The organism is Pseudomonas sp. TE24901 (assembly GCF_054058375.1).
The window spans coordinates 154,341-170,324 of the sequence record NZ_JBSSAF010000012.1 but is presented as its reverse complement, the minus strand read 5'-3'; the positions used below and the strand labels follow the sequence as shown (position 1 = coordinate 170,324).

At 62.7% G+C, this 15,984-nt stretch carries 12 protein-coding genes; 11 read left to right on the top strand and 1 reads right to left on the bottom strand.

Annotated features, from left to right (window positions below; all coding sequences use genetic code 11):
* Nucleotides 1–189: 189 nt before the first annotated feature.
* On the bottom strand, nucleotides 190–1,689 hold the full coding sequence (locus tag ACVWVP_RS23490) for a CoA-acylating methylmalonate-semialdehyde dehydrogenase (protein ID WP_457408328.1): 1,500 nt from the start codon (nucleotides 1,687–1,689) through the stop codon (nucleotides 190–192).
* A 109-nt stretch (nucleotides 1,690–1,798) separates the two neighbouring features.
* On the opposite strand from ACVWVP_RS23490, the gene ACVWVP_RS23485 reads away from it, so the two are divergent.
* The 11 genes from ACVWVP_RS23485 (at nucleotide 1,799) to ACVWVP_RS23435 (ending at nucleotide 15,983) form a co-directional block, all read left to right on the top strand.
* The gene (locus ACVWVP_RS23485; RefSeq protein ID WP_178925902.1) at nucleotides 1,799–2,743 is read left to right on the top strand and encodes a LysR family transcriptional regulator; all 945 of its coding nucleotides are present in this window, start codon (nucleotides 1,799–1,801) and stop codon (nucleotides 2,741–2,743) included.
* A gap of 491 nt (nucleotides 2,744–3,234) precedes the next feature.
* On the top strand, nucleotides 3,235–5,106 hold the full coding sequence (locus ACVWVP_RS23480) for a 3-dehydroquinate synthase (RefSeq protein WP_178925903.1): 1,872 nt from the start codon (nucleotides 3,235–3,237) through the stop codon (nucleotides 5,104–5,106).
* Nucleotides 5,103–5,987 (top strand): UbiA family prenyltransferase, encoded by an 885-nt coding sequence (locus tag ACVWVP_RS23475; RefSeq protein ID WP_259174524.1) that lies wholly within the window; start codon nucleotides 5,103–5,105, stop codon nucleotides 5,985–5,987. Before ACVWVP_RS23480 ends, ACVWVP_RS23475 begins: the two co-directional genes overlap by 4 nt.
* On the top strand, nucleotides 5,984–6,667 hold the full coding sequence (locus ACVWVP_RS23470) for an EboA domain-containing protein (RefSeq protein ID WP_457408325.1): 684 nt from the start codon (nucleotides 5,984–5,986) through the stop codon (nucleotides 6,665–6,667). Before ACVWVP_RS23475 ends, ACVWVP_RS23470 begins: the two co-directional genes overlap by 4 nt.
* Nucleotides 6,668–6,706: 39 nt before the next feature.
* Nucleotides 6,707–7,591 carry a TatD family hydrolase gene (locus ACVWVP_RS23465; RefSeq protein ID WP_176997635.1) on the top strand — a complete coding sequence of 295 codons (885 nt, stop codon included), beginning with the start codon at nucleotides 6,707–6,709 and terminating at the stop codon, nucleotides 7,589–7,591.
* Nucleotides 7,588–8,808, top strand: a complete 1,221-nt coding sequence (gene eboE, locus ACVWVP_RS23460) for a metabolite traffic protein EboE (RefSeq protein ID WP_457408322.1) — start codon at nucleotides 7,588–7,590, stop codon at nucleotides 8,806–8,808. Before ACVWVP_RS23465 ends, eboE begins: the two co-directional genes overlap by 4 nt.
* Nucleotides 8,798–10,243: an alkaline phosphatase family protein gene (locus ACVWVP_RS23455; RefSeq protein ID WP_457408319.1), complete on the top strand. Its 1,446-nt coding sequence runs from the start codon at nucleotides 8,798–8,800 to the stop codon at nucleotides 10,241–10,243. The genes eboE and ACVWVP_RS23455 overlap by 11 nt, the downstream gene beginning before the upstream one ends.
* On the top strand, nucleotides 10,213–11,352 hold the full coding sequence (locus ACVWVP_RS23450; RefSeq protein ID WP_457408316.1) for a hypothetical protein: 1,140 nt from the start codon (nucleotides 10,213–10,215) through the stop codon (nucleotides 11,350–11,352). The genes ACVWVP_RS23455 and ACVWVP_RS23450 overlap by 31 nt, the downstream gene beginning before the upstream one ends.
* Nucleotides 11,353–11,362: 10 nt before the next feature.
* Nucleotides 11,363–13,726, top strand: a complete 2,364-nt coding sequence (locus ACVWVP_RS23445; protein ID WP_259174519.1) for a hypothetical protein — start codon at nucleotides 11,363–11,365, stop codon at nucleotides 13,724–13,726.
* 62 nt (nucleotides 13,727–13,788) lie between these two features.
* A complete protein-coding gene (locus ACVWVP_RS23440) occupies nucleotides 13,789–14,706 on the top strand; it encodes a hypothetical protein (RefSeq protein ID WP_259174518.1) in 918 nt (305 codons plus the stop codon).
* A gap of 26 nt (nucleotides 14,707–14,732) precedes the next feature.
* Entirely contained in the window at nucleotides 14,733–15,983 is a 1,251-nt protein-coding gene (locus tag ACVWVP_RS23435) for a hypothetical protein (protein ID WP_457408312.1), read from the top strand.
* Nucleotide 15,984 lies beyond the last annotated feature (1 nt).

The window sequence follows — 15,984 nt, the reverse complement described above, 5'->3', positions numbered from 1 at the left end:
AAACAACCCTTACATTAGTCGCTGTATAAGTCGCCCCAGAAAGTAAATGAGTTCCTTAAACAAGAAGGGCGGTTGTTACACGCTATTTTCACAGTACACCCTAGGCCACATCCTCAAATTCCTGAAACACAAGTAAAAATGTGGGAACGGACAAGTCCGTTCCCACATTGGATCCAGCACAATATTGAGTTACTTCGATACCGGCATCGCGAACTCCGCACCCTGTTCGATACTCTCTGACCACCGCTGCATGATCGATTTCTGCTTGGTGTAGAAGCGCACGCCTTCGGTGCCGTAGGCATGCATGTCGCCAAACAGGCTCTTCTTCCAGCCACCAAAACCATGCCAGGCCATCGGTACCGGGATTGGTACGTTGATGCCGACCATGCCCACTTCAATGCGCCGTGCAAACTCGCGGGCGATGTTGCCGTCGCGGGTAAAGCAGCTCACGCCGTTGCCGAACTCGTGGTCGTTGACCAGCTTCACCGCTTCGGCGAAGTCGGCAGCGCGCACGCACGCCAGCACCGGGCCAAAGATCTCTTCGCGGTAGATGCTCATGTCTTTGGTCACGTGGTCGAACAACGTCGCGCCGAGCCAGAAGCCATTTTCCAGGCCCGCTTCAGCAGGCACATAGTCACGGCCGTCGAGCAGCAGTTTGGCACCGGCTTGCACGCCTTGTTCGATATAGCCACTGATGCGCTCCAGCGCGGCGCGGGACACGATCGGTCCCATCTCGGCTTTCAGGTCGCGGCCGTCAGTGATGCGCAGTTGCTGGGCACGCTCGGTCAGAGCCGCGATGACCTTGTCACCCACACCCCCCACCAGCACCGCCACCGAAATGGCCATGCAACGTTCGCCGGCACTGCCGTAGGCCGCGCCCATCAAGGCGTCGACGGTTTTTTCAATATCGGCGTCGGGCATCACCACCATGTGGTTCTTCGCGCCGCCCAGGCCTTGCACGCGTTTGCCGTGGCGGGCGCCGGTCTCGTAGATGTACTGGGCGATCGGCGTGGAGCCGACAAAGCTCACCGCCTTGACATCGGGGTGTTCGATCAGTGCATCCACCGACTCCTTGTCGCCCTGCACCACGTTGAACACCCCTTTGGGCAGGCCGGCTTCGCGCAGCAGTTCAGCCATGAACAACGAGGCACTCGGATCGGTCGGGCTTGGCTTGAGGATGAAGGTGTTGCCCGCCGCGATGGCGATCGGGTACATCCACATCGGCACCATCACCGGGAAGTTGAACGGCGTGACACCGGCCACCACTCCCAGCGGCTGGCGCAGGGTCCAGTTGTCCATGCCACGGGAAACCTGGTCGGAGAACTCACCCTTGAGCAGGTTGGGAATGCCACAGGCAAATTCGAGGATGTCGATGCCACGGTCCACTTCACCCTGGGCGTCGGTGAACACCTTGCCGTGTTCGGCGACGATGATGCGCGCCAGGTCGTCCTTGCGCTCACGCAGCAGGTGCAGGTATTCGAACAGCACGCGGGCACGCCGGATCGGCGGGGTGTCGGCCCAACCGGCGAACGCGGCCTGGGCGGCAGCGACGGCTTCGGACACGGTCTGGCGGCTGGCCAGCGCGACGCGGCCGGTCTTTTCGCCGGTGGCCGGGTTGAAGACATCCTGATAACGATCATCGCGGGACACGCGCTGGTCGTTGATGTAGTGCTCGATGGTGGTGGTCATGGCAGTGGTTCCCAGGTGGGTAGCGATGGGAACCACGATAGGCTTTCGGTTTGTTCCAAACCAGAGCAGAATCCAGAACTTATTGTCCACCTATGCGAACAATACTCCCATGGAAAAAGCTGAGATCGAAGGGCTCTGGACCCATATCCACTGGCTGTCGGTGCTGGAAGAACAAGGCACCTACACCGCTGCGGCGGCGCGACTGGGCGTGAGCAAATCGGCGGTCAGCCAGCGCATTTCCGACCTGGAAAAAGCCACCGGCACCCGGCTGGTCACCCGTACCACGCGCAGCGTGCGGCTGACGGATGCCGGCCTGTCGTTGACCCGCGAAGTGCGCAGCGCCTACGAACACATCGCCCGCAGTTTCTCGTCGGTGCGTGACTCGGTAGGCGAGATTCGCGGCCTGGTGCGCCTGACGGCGCCGGTGGCGTTCGCCCGCCAGCAACTGGTGCCGCACCTGTCGGCGTTCCTGCAGCAATACCCGCAGGTGCGTATCCAGCTGGACGTGTCCGACGCGCTCAGCTCGCTGGCGGCCGAAGGCTATGACCTGGCGGTGCGGCACGGCTTCCAGGTACCGGAAACCCACGTGGCCTGGAAACTGTGCGACACCGCCTCGGTGCTGGTGGCGACCCGGGAATACCTGCAACGCCACGGCGAACCCCGCGAGCCTGGCGACCTTACTGCGCATAACTGCCTGTTCTACCCGCGCGGCACCGATCAGCCGGCGTGGACCTTCGAGCGCGGCATCAAGAAGGTCAAGCGCCTCACCGTGCCCATCGCCGGCAGCTTCGCCACCAACAACAGCGAAGCCCTGCGCGACTCGGCCCTCAACCACTTGGGCATCGCCCTGCTCCCGGATTTCAGCGCCCATGCCGCGCTGGCCAGCGGCAAGCTGGTGCAGGTGCTCAAGGACTGGACGCTCAAGGGGGTGTTTGCCGATGAGATCTACTTGATCCGGCCGTATTCGCCCCATGTGCCGAAGTCGGTGAGTGTGTTGGTGAGTTATCTGAGGGACGCGCTGTCGGGTGGCTTCAGTGTTGTTACGCCACTTTAGGCACGCACTTCTGTGTTCGAGCAAAAAACCTGTCACTAGTGACAGGTATTCGCTTCATACAACGGGCCAAGTAAACCCCACCTCATTACTTTAAGCGGAATCATTCTCGACAACTAAGCTCTTCCCCGTTACTTATAGCCAACCGCAATAAATCACGCGCCACAGGCAACAACATTGCAATTAAACCGGCACTTTCCAACCCCGCTGCCAACGGCTTCTTGACGCCCACTGAAAGACCATACAACTAATTGTAATTATTGAATTAATGCGCGCAAAAAACCTCGCCTACACGTCCCTTTTGAAACTCCTTACTGCACCCGCTTGCAAAACAACCACAACCGTCTACGTTCATGAATACCGTAAAAGCCATCAGCCACTATTGATAAAACCACCCTGCCGGGCGAGGGATTTTATTGCACTGAAAAAAGACCAGACGCTGCTTTAACTCAAGACACGGAACTTAAGTCTTAACTCTCAGAAGGGATGCTTTGATGAAGCGCAGCCAGTGGTACCGTGCGTTCTCGAAAAAGGGGCCAGTCGATCATTTCTGGCTGTCGTTGCTGTGCTTTTGCGGCCTGGTCATCGCCAGCTTCCTGTTGTTCGAGCAACAGATCCAAGACTTCCTCGCGCACCTGAACCTGTACCAACCTTCGACGCCCGCGCAAACACTCAACCTCGCCCTGTTGCTGGTCGCCCTGCTCGCGCTGGACGTGGTGCTGCCGGTGCCGTCGAGCGTGGTGGCGCTGCTGGCGGTGGCGCTGTTCGGCAGCCTGGGCGGTTACTTGGTGATCTTTATCGGGCTGTGCCTGGGCGCCGGCTTGGGGTATGCGTTGGGGGCCGGGTATTTCCGGTTGTTGTCCAGCCGCCTGGGCCTGCATCAGCGCCGGCCGGGGCAGTTGGGGTATCGCTTGGGCACGCTGTCGTTGATCTGCCTGCGTGGCGTGCCGGTGCTGGCGGAAACCTCGGTGGTCGCGGCCGGCATGCAACGCTATCCGCTGCGGGCGTTTTTGCTGATCACCACCCTGGCCAACGCCGGGCTGGCGCTGGCCTACACGGCCATCGGCACCTTCCTGATCGAACAGAACGCGCTGCTGGTGACGGTGCTCGCCAGCATGGTGTTGCCGCTGCTGTTCGTCGCTGGCTACAGCCTGCTCAAGACCCTGCGCAAACCCGCCAAGGATCAACCGCTGCACGGGCGCTTCGAGGTGAGCTACGACTACCCGGTGGTGTTCACCGATCACCTGTTCGACCCACTCAACCCGTGCCTGCACGGCCAGCTCACCGCTCACCACGCGGGCCCGGTGACGGTGATGGTGTTTGCCGACGCCCAGTTGCTGCAAAGCGCTCCGCAATTGGGTGAGCAGATCGACGCGTATTTCGCCGCCCATGACGACCTGCACCTGCAAACGGCCCCTGTCGCAGTGCCGGCCGGTGAGTTGAGCAAGACCGCCCAGGTGCTCGAACAGCTCTACCGCGACATGTTGAACCACGGCCTGGATCGGCACTGCTACGTGCTGGCCCTGGGCGGTGGCGCGGTGCTGGACGCCGTGGGCTACGCCTGTGCCACGTTCCACCGAGGCATCCGCCTGATCCGCCTGCCCAGCACGGTACTGGCCCAGAATGACGCCGGTATCGGCGTGAAAAATGGCATCAACGCCTTCGGCCAGAAGAACCTGCTGGGTGCCTTCTACCCCGCCACCGCCGTGATCAATGACTTCCAACTGCTCACCAGCCTGACACGCCGTGACCAGATCGCCGGCCTCGCCGAGGCGGTCAAGGTGGCACTGATCAAGGACCAGGCCTTCTTCGAATGGATGGAACAGCACGCCGACGCCCTCGCCCACTTCGAACACAGCGCCAGCCGCTACGCGATTCGCCGCTGCGCCGAATTGCACCTGGGGCACATCACCGGTGCCGGCGACCCGTTCGAACGCGGCAATGGCCGGCCGCTGGACTACGGGCACTGGGCCGCGCACAAGCTGGAAAACCTCAGCCACCACCGCTTGCGCCATGGCGAAGCGGTTGCCGTGGGCATGGCCCTGGATGGCCTGTACGCCAACGCCCTGGGGCTGTTGAGCGATGCCGACAGTGAACGGGTGATGAACCTGCTGCGCACCCTGGGCTTCAACCTATGCCCGGCGGAACTGGGCCTCAAGGACAGCCAAGGTCGCTCGCAGGTATTGCTCGGCCTGGAAGAATTCCGCCAGCACCTGGGTGGGCAGCTGTCGATCCCCATGCTCAACCGGATCGGCCAGTCGGTGGACCTGCACGAGATCGATGACGCGCACATGGAAGCCGCCCTGCAACGCCTGATGGCCAGCAGCGCGCGCCCCTTGCCCCTGCACGAGGGCTACGCCAGATGAGCCAGGCCGACGTAAAAACCTGGCTGACCCTGGGCCGCGTGTCCAACCTGCCCACGGTGTGGACCAACACCCTGGCTGCCGCCCTGCTCGCCAGCAGCGCCGGAGCCCTGGCGCCACCGTCGTCGCTGGTGTGGCTGCTGTTGCTGTGCACGCTGTCGCTGCTGTACCTGGCCGGCATGCTGCTCAACGACTTGCTGGATGCCGATTGGGACGCACAACACCACAACCCACGCCCGATCACCCTGGGCCTGGCCAGCCGCCAACAGGTGGGGCGCGCCACGGCACTGTTGCTGACCCTGGCCGCCGTGGCGGTGCTGGGCCTGAGCCGGTTGATTGACCAGCCCCATTGGCTGCTCGGCGGCGTGGTGCTGCTGGTGGGCTGCATCTTCGGCTACAACCTGCTGCACAAGAAATACGCTCACAGCGTGTGGTTGATGGGCGCCTGCCGCTCGGCGCTGTACCTCACCGCCGCTGCCAGCCTGGCGGTGCCACCGGAGCCGATCTGGCTCTGCGCGATGTTGCTGGGCGTGTACATCAGCGGCCTGACCTACCTGGCCCGCCAGGAACACCGCAACAGACTGATCAGCCGCCTGCCGGTGCTGCTGATGCTCAGCCCGCTGGCCCTGGCGCTCTACTCCAACAACCTGTGGTTCTGGCCGGTGCTGGCGCTGTGGCTGGGCTGGTTGGGCTGGCATTACGTCAAGCACCTGGCCAACCCCCAGCACCGCCAGGTGCGGGCGTTTATCGGCGCGGGCCTGGCGGCGTTACCGCTGTTCGATGCCCTGGTGCTGGCGGTGGCTGACCAGCCGTTGGGCAGCCTGCTGTGTGTGCTGGTGTTTTTCCTGCTCCCCCACTTTCAGCGCTGGATCAAACCCACATGAACATGCGCCCCGAATGCCTCACCGAACAGCATCACACCCTGGCCCAGCAACTGAATGCCGCCGAGTTGCACTGGTGGCAGCAGGCACAAGAGCAACTGGCCCAACAGCCAAGCGCGACCACAACGGCGCTGTTGAGCGGCCAATGCAAACGCCACCTGAACGCCGCCGTCGTTGACCGGGCACGTGCCTTGTTGCTGAGCCAGCTACTTGAACAGGCACCTGTCGACGAACGCCCGGCGCTGCTGCGCCAGCTGTTCCTATGGGGCGATGACCACGAAAAAGTCGCCACCCTCAAGGCGCTCGACTGGCTCGACAGCGAGGGTGTGTGCCTGGAACTGGCGCTCCAGGCCGGGCGCACCAGCAACCCCCAGGTGTTTGCCGCCCTGGCGCTGGACACTGCCTACCCGTCGCGGCACTACCCCGAGCGCGCCTTTCACCAGTTGGTGCTCAAGGCCCTTGGCATGGGCCTGGACATCACGCGCCTGGTCGGCCTGGAACAACGCCAGGGCGTCACGCTCAATCAGCTCGCCCTCGACCTGCTGGACGAGCAACTGGCCGCCCACCGCCCCGTGTCCCCCGGGCTGCCCCGCGTCATTGCCTTCCACCTGCTCAGCCCCGCGCAACGCCAGCGCCTGGGCGGCCTGCGCCTGCCGCAGGAGTGGCAGGCCTACCTGAATTGAGCCCCACCGCCAGCCCCTTTCCCTTGACGAGGATTCACCATGCTCAAGTACTTCGATCCGCATATCCACATGGTCAGCCGCACCACCGACGACTACCAGAACATGGCCGCCGCCGGCATTACCGGGGTGATCGAACCTGCGTTCTGGCAGGGCCAGGCGCGCACCAGCGTCGGCAGTTTCGTCGACTATTTCGACACACTGCTGGGGTGGGAGCGCTTTCGCGCGAGCATGTTCGGCATCCATCATTTCTGCACCATCGGCCTGAACCCCAAGGAAGCCAATGACCTGTCGATTGCCAATGAAGTGCTGGAGATCCTGCCGCGCTACCTGGTCAAGGATGGCGTGGTGGCAGTGGGCGAAATCGGCTATGACGACATCACCCCCGAAGAAGACCGCTTTCTCGCCGCGCAGCTGGAGCTGGCCAAGCAATTCAACCTGCCGGTGCTGGTACACACCCCGCACCGCGACAAAATCGGCGGCACCAAGCGCACCCTCGCAGTGGTCCGCGAAGTGGGGATTGCCGAACACCTGGTGATCATCGACCACCTCAACGAACTCACCCTGCCCCTGGTACTCGATAGCGACTGCTGGCGCGGCCACTCGATCTACCCCAACACCAAGATGTCCGAGCAACGCATGGTGGCCCTGCTCAAGGAATACGGCACCGAAAAAATGGTGGTCAACAGCGCGGCGGACTGGGGCATCAGCGACCCGCTCAAAGTACCCAAGACCGGCCAGGCCATGCTGGCAGCAGGCTTCAGCGAAGCCCAGGTCGAGCAGGTGCTGTTCCACAACCCCGTGGACTTCTTTGCCCAGAGCGGCCAGTTGGACAAGGCCCTGGTCAGCACCCCATTGCCCATCGACCAGCGCAAGCAGTGGCAGGAAAACTCGGCCCTGCGCGGCCAGGAACCGGTGGTCAAATGAGTGCCGCCAGTGGCTGGACGGCCGCCCAGGTCGGCTATTGCAGCAATGTGCATCCCACCCGTGACCTGGCCGGGCTCAGCGCGTCCATCGCGCAGCATTTCCAGGGCGTGCGCAGCCTGCGCGGGTTGCTGGAACAGGACAGCGGCCTGTGGATCTGCGCCCGCGCTGCCGAGCAATTGCGCGACGCCTCGGCACGGGCGCACTTCCTCAAGCTGCTGCACACCAGTGGCGTGCGCCTGACCTCGCTGAACGGCTTTCCCTACGGTGAGTTCCATCAGGGCGCGGTGAAAGCCGAGGTCTACCTGCCGGACTGGGCCGACCCGCAGCGGCTGGACTACAGCCTGGACCTGGCGCGTATCCTCGCCGAAGCCTTGCCGCCCGGCTGTCGCCAGGGCGTGATTTCCAGCGTGCCGCTGGGCTATGCCGCCACCTGGACGCCTGCCTTGCAACGGCGGGCTGAAGAGCACCTCAACCGGCTCACCGCTGCCCTCGCCGACCTGCACCGGGAAACCGGCAAGAAGATCGTGTTCTGCCTGGAGATGGAACCGGACTGCGTGCTGGAAACCACCGAGCAGGCCATCGCGTTCTTCCAGCAGCGGCGCGTGACCGACCCGAACCACGCCTACCTGGCGCTGTGTTTTGACGTGTGCCATCAGGCGGTGATGTTCGAAGACTGTTATCAGTCCCTGGACCGCCTGCGCCAGGCCCGGGTACCGGTGGGCAAGATCCAGCTGTCCAACGCCATGATCTGTCGCCTGCCGTCGCAAGGCGACGCGCAACGCCAACCGGTACTCGACACCCTGGCGACCTTTGCCGAAGCGGTCTACCTGCATCAGGTCAAAGCCCTCGACGCGCAAGGCCGGGTGGTCGCCTGGCCGGACTTGCCTGCCGCCCTGGCGGGTTGCGACAGTTTTCGCGAGCTGCGCATTCACTTCCACGTGCCGCTGTTCAGCGAACACCTGTTGCTGCCCGAACTCAGCGGCAGCCAGGTGGCATTGGCGCAAACCTTCGATTACCTGGCGGGCCATCCCGAGTTCCGCCCGGTGCTGGAGGTGGAAACCTACAGCTGGGGCGTGCTGCCCGCCGAGCTTAGGCCCGCCTCCGAGCAGGCCCAGTTGGCGGGCATCGCCGCCGAGCTGACCTGGGTCGAGACGCAGCTGCGCCAACGCAACCTGCTGCGTTCCCCGGTGCAGGAGGCTTACGCCCATGCCCTCTGATCAACCGTTGTTGCTGATCAATGTGGTGGGGCTGACGCCCGCGTTGCTCGGCGAGGCCACGCCGCATATCAATGCGCTGCTCAAGACCGCGCAGATGGCTCACCTGCAACCGGTGTTCCCGGCCGTCACATCGACGGTGCAAGCCTCGATCCTCACCGGCGCACCGCCATCGGCCCACGGCATCGTCGGTAACGGCTGGTACTTTCGCGATCAGGCCGAGGTGAAATTCTGGCTGCAACCCAACGCGCTGATCCAGGGTGAAAAGGTCTGGCACACCCTCAAGCGCGCGCTGCCGGGGTTTCGCTGCAGCCAGCTGTTCTGGTGGTACAACATGTATGCCGACGTGGACGCCGCCATCACCCCGCGCCCCCATTACCCCGCCGATGGGCGCAAACAGTTCGGCCTGTATTCGTCGCCGCCCGAGCTGCACGCCCAGATCGAAGAGCAGATCGGCGAGTTTCCGTTTCCCGGTTTCTGGGGGCCAGCGGCAGGTATTCGCTCCAGCCGCTGGATCGTCGATTGCGCCATCGCCGAATTCCAGATCAATCGGCCGCACCTGCAATTGATCTACCTGCCTCACTTGGACTACAGCCTGCAACGCGTGGGCCCCGACCACCCCTCGATTGCCGATGAAGTGCGCGCCATCGACCTGGAAGTCGGGCGTTTGCTGGCATTTGCCGAGGATCAGGGGGCGGCGGTGATGGTGCTCTCCGAGTACGGCATCGAAGCGGTCGAGCAGTCGATTTCGATCAACCGTGTGCTGCGCAGCGAAGGCCTGTTGCAGGTGCGCCAGTCCCTCAGTTGGGAGCTGCTCGACGCCGGTGCCAGTGCGGCGTTCGCGGTGGCCGACCATCAAATCGCGCATGTCTATGTGAAGCAGGCGCAGGACATTCCCCACGTCAAAGCGCTGTTGCAGCGCCAGCCGGGCATTGAGCAGGTGCTGGATAAAACCGAACAATGCGCCTGGCAACTGGACCACCCGCGCAGCGGTGAGCTGGTGGCGGTGGCCGCCGCCGGGTATTGGTTCGATTACTACTACTGGCTGGATGATCGCAAGGCACCGGACTTCGCGCGCACCGTGGACATCCACCGCAAGCCCGGCTACGACCCGCTGGAGCTGTTTGTCGATCCGGCCATCCGCTTCCCCCGGCTGAAAGTGGCGCGCCGCCTGCTGCAGAAAAAACTCGGCTTTCGCTACTACATGGACCTGATCCCGCTGGACACCCGCCTGGTCCGTGGCAGCCATGGCCGCCTGCCGAGCAGCGTGCAGGACGGCCCGTTGCTGATCACCAATTGCGACCTGGCGTTGCCGCAGCAGCTTGCGGCGACGGCAGTCAAGCAACTGCTCCTGGAACACTTCCTGGGGCGCCCACACACCAAACTGGCCACAGCCAAGGAGCTTCCATGCGGCGAGCCTTATCAATCACTGTCCTGAGTGCACTGGCCGGATTGGCCCAGGCCCAGGCCCCCAGCACCTTCGATTGCAGCAACTTCCTGCAGTTTGGAGGCAACCTCAATGCCACCCGAACCCTCTTCACCCAAAGCCCCGAGACCCTGGCCTGGAACTGGTTCGCCTGCCTCAACCAACCCACGGCCGCCCAAAGCCCGGACCGGGTCTGGGAAACCCTGAAACCGTCAGACCAGGTCTACCTGAAAAACGGTGCCCAACCGCTGCCGTACGCCCAGCGCGTGCCGGTACCCGCCGCCGTGCTCACGCAGGCCAAAGCGCTGGGCATGAACACCAGCCGTCTGTTTCACAACCTCAACGCCACGCAGCAGGTGGACGGGCTGATCCTGCAAATGGGCGGCCAGGTGCCGGCAGCCGAGAAAGGCCAGGCCGTGCGCTTTCAGCTGTTGATGGGCCAGGACACGTTCAATTACATCGTCCAGCAGAACGTCTACAACGTGAACGGTCAGGCGGCGCTGACCAGCGACCTGAACTTCCCCTCCACCGCCTGGGAGCTCAAGGCCGCCTGGCTGTGGATCGGCAGCGACGCCACCTATCAACAGCAACTGGCCAACGACGGTTACTACATCGCCCAGGCCTACTACCAGCAAGGCGATACGTACCAGGTGGGCTACGCCGCGTTGAGCGGTTTGCACGTGATCAACAAGCTGAACCCCAACTGGGTCTGGACCACCTTTGAAAACGTCAACAACAGCAAGTACACAGTGACCAACGCGACGCCGGCCACGCCCATGACCAACAGCACCGGCCCGACTGCGGCGGCGCAACCGGTGAACAGCAGTTTCCAGGCCGCCAACCCGACGCTGGCGCAGTACGAGTTGATCGGCGTGCAGTCGGAAACCAACCCCACCCTGCTGGCCAACTCCCAACTGGAGTCGGCGTTCCAGAGCGAATCATCGTGTTTTGCCTGCCACGGCACGGCGGCGTACTCACCCAAGCAGGGCTACTTCAATTTCGCCCTGAAGCAACAGGGCGGCATCGTCTACCCCACCGCCGAGTTGCCGGCCGCCGAGTTCGTCGGTTACCACAAACTGGACTTTGTCTGGTCGCTCAAACGCGCCCAGTGGCAACGTTAAGGAGCCTGACATGAGCGTATTGAATTTTCCTCGGATCTACGTCAAAGGCCACATGTTCTGGAACCCGCCAACGGCCAATAACAACGACATGTTCCCGGTGTATGACGCGGTGAAGATGCAGATGAACTGGCCGTTCCTGGAGTCCTTTGGCATTACGCCACTCAATGCGGCCAGCACACTGCTGCCCTGGACGATTGCGCCGCTGCCGGTCAACCAGATTCCTGACTATGTGCTGCAAGTACCGGGCAATGCCCCACAAGTGACCACGCCGATGATCCCCGGCGAATGGAACCTGTTCGGTGACAATGCTTGCGGCACCGTGAGCTATCAGCAGACCCAATCGGTGATCAGTGGCGGTGAACTGCCTGGTGGCGGTTACGTTGCCACTGACTCGCTGATCAACCAGCCCTACCAACTGGTGGGCAACCCCTTTGGCGGCGCAGGCCCTACGGCGGCGCGTTTTGTCGACGTGAGCCCGTGGCAGAACACCTTCACCGCGCTGTACTTCGACAAGCTGGTACTGGGCACTCCGCAATGCGGCCTGACCCTGAACCGCGAGCACCGTATGCTCGACCGATTGCTGAACTTCAACTGGGCGGGCCTCGGCGGCCTGAGCTACGTCACCACGACCTGGCAGACGTGCTTCCCGAAAGAAAACCTGGCATGGGCGGTGGGCGACTCGGCGCTGCTGCAAAACCTGCAAGCGCAGATGCAGCAACAGAACGCCAAGGGCCTGATGTTCCGTTTTACCACCTACCTCACGTGCTACGACAAGAACGGCATCCTCAACGACTTCCCGCCCATCGACACCCACTCCTCCACCCCGGAAGCGCTGGCCAAGGTGCAAGCCATGTACCAGCAGGGGCTGGACAACGTCGGCGATATTTTCTTCAACCCGGCCTACAGCCGCACGGTCGGCACCCTCGGCCTGTGGTTCGAGGATGAGTTCCCCACCGCACCTGCCGGCATGCGCCTGGTGCCGGCCGCCAAAGTGCCGATTCACATCACCCCAGGGGACAGCCCAAAACAGGTACAGCTCGGCGTGACCTCGGCGCAGATCCATGGCAACACCTTGTCGCTGGACCTGGGCAACACGTTTCCGTTCTATCCGGTCGACAAAAGCGCCCCAATCCCTGTGGCCGCCAAGTACCTGGCGGGCGACTATGCGATTGGCATCCGCCAGGGCACGCAGTTCAACGAATTGGCCCGCTTCGGCTATGCCGATTACCAACAGGCACAGTTCGACAAGCGCTCGGGCATCCTCGACCTGCCCTTCACCGTGGCCGCGCAGACCCTGCTGCAAAACGGCACGCTGGAACTGCAGTTGCAGGGTAGCCCGAATGTGGTCGCCGCGACCCAGCAACGATGGACCGCCGAGGTGGTGGAGAGTGGCAGTTTCATCGATGTAGGCGCCACCCAGACGCTGCAGATCATGGTGCAATGCGACGGCCAGCCGGCACCGAAGGGAACCACGTTGTGGATCGCGGAATACGGCAATGCCTACATGCTGTGCACCACCGACTACTACCTGGCGTTCAACAACTCGGCCGACTTCAAGCTGTTCGACAGCTTCCCTCCCACGTTCCTGCAAAACACCGCTAACCTGCCGCAATTCAACGGCGTTGCCCCGCTGCTTGGCCAAGTGACCGAAGGCACCGGCCGCCAGTTGGTGTCCATACGGCTGGCCGACACCAATGCCACATCCGTGCCCGTGACGTATCAGGAATACTTGAAGACACCTGCATCTGTCGCCCTGAGCCCGACGCTGGAGTTCGCCAACCCGATCAACCGGCAAGGCACGCTGCGTGACGCGTCCAACAGTGTCGTGCAATACAGCGTGACCCAGATACAGACCGACGACCAAGGTATCGCCTACCTCACGGTCACGGGGAAAGCGGCGGGGTTTCCGACCCTGCGTTTCTTTGTGCAAGAGGGTCAGCAAGCGCCGGATATCCCGTTCAGCTTCGCGCTCACCCAGGCCTACACAGACTTCCTCGCACCGCTGCGGGTGTTGCCGCTGGAGCCCGAGTTACAGAAAAACTTCGTCGATACCTGGAACCGCGTGTACCAGCGCGAGGACGCCGGCGTGGTGATCTGGGAAACGTTCATCTTCCCCTTCATCCTCAAACCCTATTACTACCTCTACCCGATCATGAACAAGTTCATGCCGCTCAATTCCCTGACTCGGATCGAAGGCGCCATCGACCAATTGATCGTGCTGATCAGCAAGGAGTACCAGGAAGAAAGCACCCTGGCGATGCCCATCACCCGCGACATGCCGCAAAGCCGTCGCGCCGTGCTGGAGCTGTGGGCGCAGGCCTTGGTGAAACGCAATTACCCACCCGTGCCGCTCAGCATGAGCGACTACCAATAACGCTGTAACGCCAGGACCACCGGGTGACGCCTGCGTCACCCGGCACTGCACAGGAGTGTCATATGAACGCCAACTTCTTGCGTCGATTCTTGCTGCTGGTGCTGCTGCTCAGCCCCGCAGCGTTTGCTGCCAGTGACAGCGGCGCGGTGTACTTCACCAACGGGGTGCACAACACCGAAGGCTGCAACAAGAAAAATGGCAACTGCATCGCCAAGCGCACCGCCAGCGACCCATCCGACCCGTTCTTCCCGGCACAATGGATCAGCGACTGGACGATGTACCGGGTGATCCACAACTACCAGAAAAACCCGCCGCCCTACAGTGACCCACCTTCCACCCTGACGCCGGCCGACTACACCGTGTCCAAGGGCACCAGCTACTACGACACCACCTATATCCCGGCGGACGGCGACGGTTACGGCGCGATGATGGAGCACTACGAGAAGTACTGCCTGCCGATCTTCCCGATAGAGGACAACAACTACACCTGCACCTTCGTGTCCCTGGGCAACAAGGCGTACTTCCTCACTTATCCGGAAGACCGCCCGAAAGACATGCCGGCCTGCTGCATGTTCTCGCCGATGAACCATCCGCCACGGCAGAGCTTCATCGAGCACCTGCCCTATAGCGCCGAGCGCAGCAAACACCTGGGCGGCAGCCTGCAAGCCTATGCCATGGACTTGAAGTCTCCCGCAGGGCCGATCCTGTTTGGCTACGCCTTCAACAAACAACCGACCGGCAGCCCGCCCTACCGGCAGCCGCAGTCGTTCTTTTTCTCGGGGGATACCAGCGTCGCCAACGCGCCCATCGTGAGCCAGAACTACACCAACTTTCGCATCGCCACCCCCGACCCGAAGGACACCTGGGACCAGGTGGCCGACATGTGCCCGGCGAACCCGCCGCCCTGCCAGCTGTTCGTGCCACCGGCAGGCGTGAGCAACGGCCACAAGGCGCAATGGAACCAGCTCATGCAACCCTGACCCCGACATCAAAGGAAGGATCCGCCATGAAAACCCTCGTGTGTTTTTCCATGCTGTTACTGGGGCTGGCAGGCCTGCCGGCCCAGGCCAGGCAGGCGACCCAGCCGTCGGCCCTGGCCACGTCGCTGAGTTGCCAACTGCCCGGCGCCGCGCCGGCTGCTGGCGCCGGCCAGACACCGTTTGATGAATACAGCTGGCAGCTGTTTGTCGCCTTGAACTGGCCGGCCAAGGACGGCCAACGCGGCAGCCCCGACTGCACCAAACAGCCCGGTGGCAGCGGTTATACCGTGTGGCAAACCTACAAGAGCGTGGAGGAAATCTTCCTGCCGAATGCGGCCAACCCCGGCCCCTGGAACAGCGTGCTGACCGCCAGGAGCCTGGGCCTGATCAATATCGCCGCGCTGAAAAACACCAGCCTGCAGAACCACGTCGACCAGGCCATCGGCGGCTGGCTGATCGACCAGGCGGGCAACCCGACCTACTACGACATTGCTGCCAACGAGACCTCCTATAACTACATCGTCGCCAACAACTTCTACAACGCGGACGTGGTGTCCAACGCCAGCAGCATCAAGTTCCCCAACGGGGTCATCGAGGTCAAATCCAGCTGGCGCATCCTCACGTCCAAGGACAATGCCAGCCGCTACCTGAACATGATCGCGCAGGTGACCACGTTCGACGCCCAAGGCAAGCCCAACGGAGTCGCCCAGCAACTCCTGGGGCTGGTGGGGCTGCACATCATCACCAAGCCCGTCGGTTACCCGCAGTGGGTGTGGTCGACCTTCGAGCAAATCGACAATGTGCCGGCCGACCTATCAACCAACGGCAGCTACTACGACCCGGCCGCCACCACCGTCAACCAATCGCCGTGCAACTGGAACACCCAAGGGGCGCATCCGGTGTGCGTGCCGGTGAACGGCACCACGTTCCAGACACCCGACCCGCTGACCCGTGTCACTGCCATTGATAGCGCCACCGACACGGTCAACGCCACCTACCGCGCCGACCCTGGCCTGCAAAACAGCCCGTTGAAGTACTACAAGCTGATCACCACCCAGCGGCCGCTCAACCCCAACATGATCGGCAACCCGATGGGCACGCCCACCCCCACGCTGTCAGCCAACGTGACCATGGAAAGCTATATCCAGCCCACCAGCAGTTGCATGGCGTGCCATTCGATGGCGACGCCGCCCAAGAGCGCGATCAAGTCCGACTACTCCTACCTGTTCAAATTCGCCCAAACACCGGGCGCCACCCCTTCCCAGATCAAGGAATAGA

Bases quoted from the DNA above. Each gene is read 5' to 3' on its own strand.
- ACVWVP_RS23490 (WP_457408328.1), bottom strand. From the start codon at position 1,689: ATGACCACCACCATCGAGCACTACATCAACGACCAGCGCGTGTCCCGC.
- eboE (WP_457408322.1), top strand. From the start codon at position 7,588: ATGAGTGCCGCCAGTGGCTGGACGGCCGCCCAGGTCGGCTATTGCAGC.
- ACVWVP_RS23470 (WP_457408325.1), top strand. From the start codon at position 5,984: ATGAACATGCGCCCCGAATGCCTCACCGAACAGCATCACACCCTGGCC.
- ACVWVP_RS23465 (WP_176997635.1), top strand. From the start codon at position 6,707: ATGCTCAAGTACTTCGATCCGCATATCCACATGGTCAGCCGCACCACC.
- ACVWVP_RS23475 (WP_259174524.1), top strand. From the start codon at position 5,103: ATGAGCCAGGCCGACGTAAAAACCTGGCTGACCCTGGGCCGCGTGTCC.
- ACVWVP_RS23450 (WP_457408316.1), top strand. From the start codon at position 10,213: ATGCGGCGAGCCTTATCAATCACTGTCCTGAGTGCACTGGCCGGATTG.
- ACVWVP_RS23440 (WP_259174518.1), top strand. From the start codon at position 13,789: ATGAACGCCAACTTCTTGCGTCGATTCTTGCTGCTGGTGCTGCTGCTC.
- ACVWVP_RS23485 (WP_178925902.1), top strand. From the start codon at position 1,799: ATGGAAAAAGCTGAGATCGAAGGGCTCTGGACCCATATCCACTGGCTG.
- ACVWVP_RS23445 (WP_259174519.1), top strand. From the start codon at position 11,363: ATGAGCGTATTGAATTTTCCTCGGATCTACGTCAAAGGCCACATGTTC.
- ACVWVP_RS23455 (WP_457408319.1), top strand. From the start codon at position 8,798: ATGCCCTCTGATCAACCGTTGTTGCTGATCAATGTGGTGGGGCTGACG.
- ACVWVP_RS23480 (WP_178925903.1), top strand. From the start codon at position 3,235: ATGAAGCGCAGCCAGTGGTACCGTGCGTTCTCGAAAAAGGGGCCAGTC.
- ACVWVP_RS23435 (WP_457408312.1), top strand. From the start codon at position 14,733: ATGAAAACCCTCGTGTGTTTTTCCATGCTGTTACTGGGGCTGGCAGGC.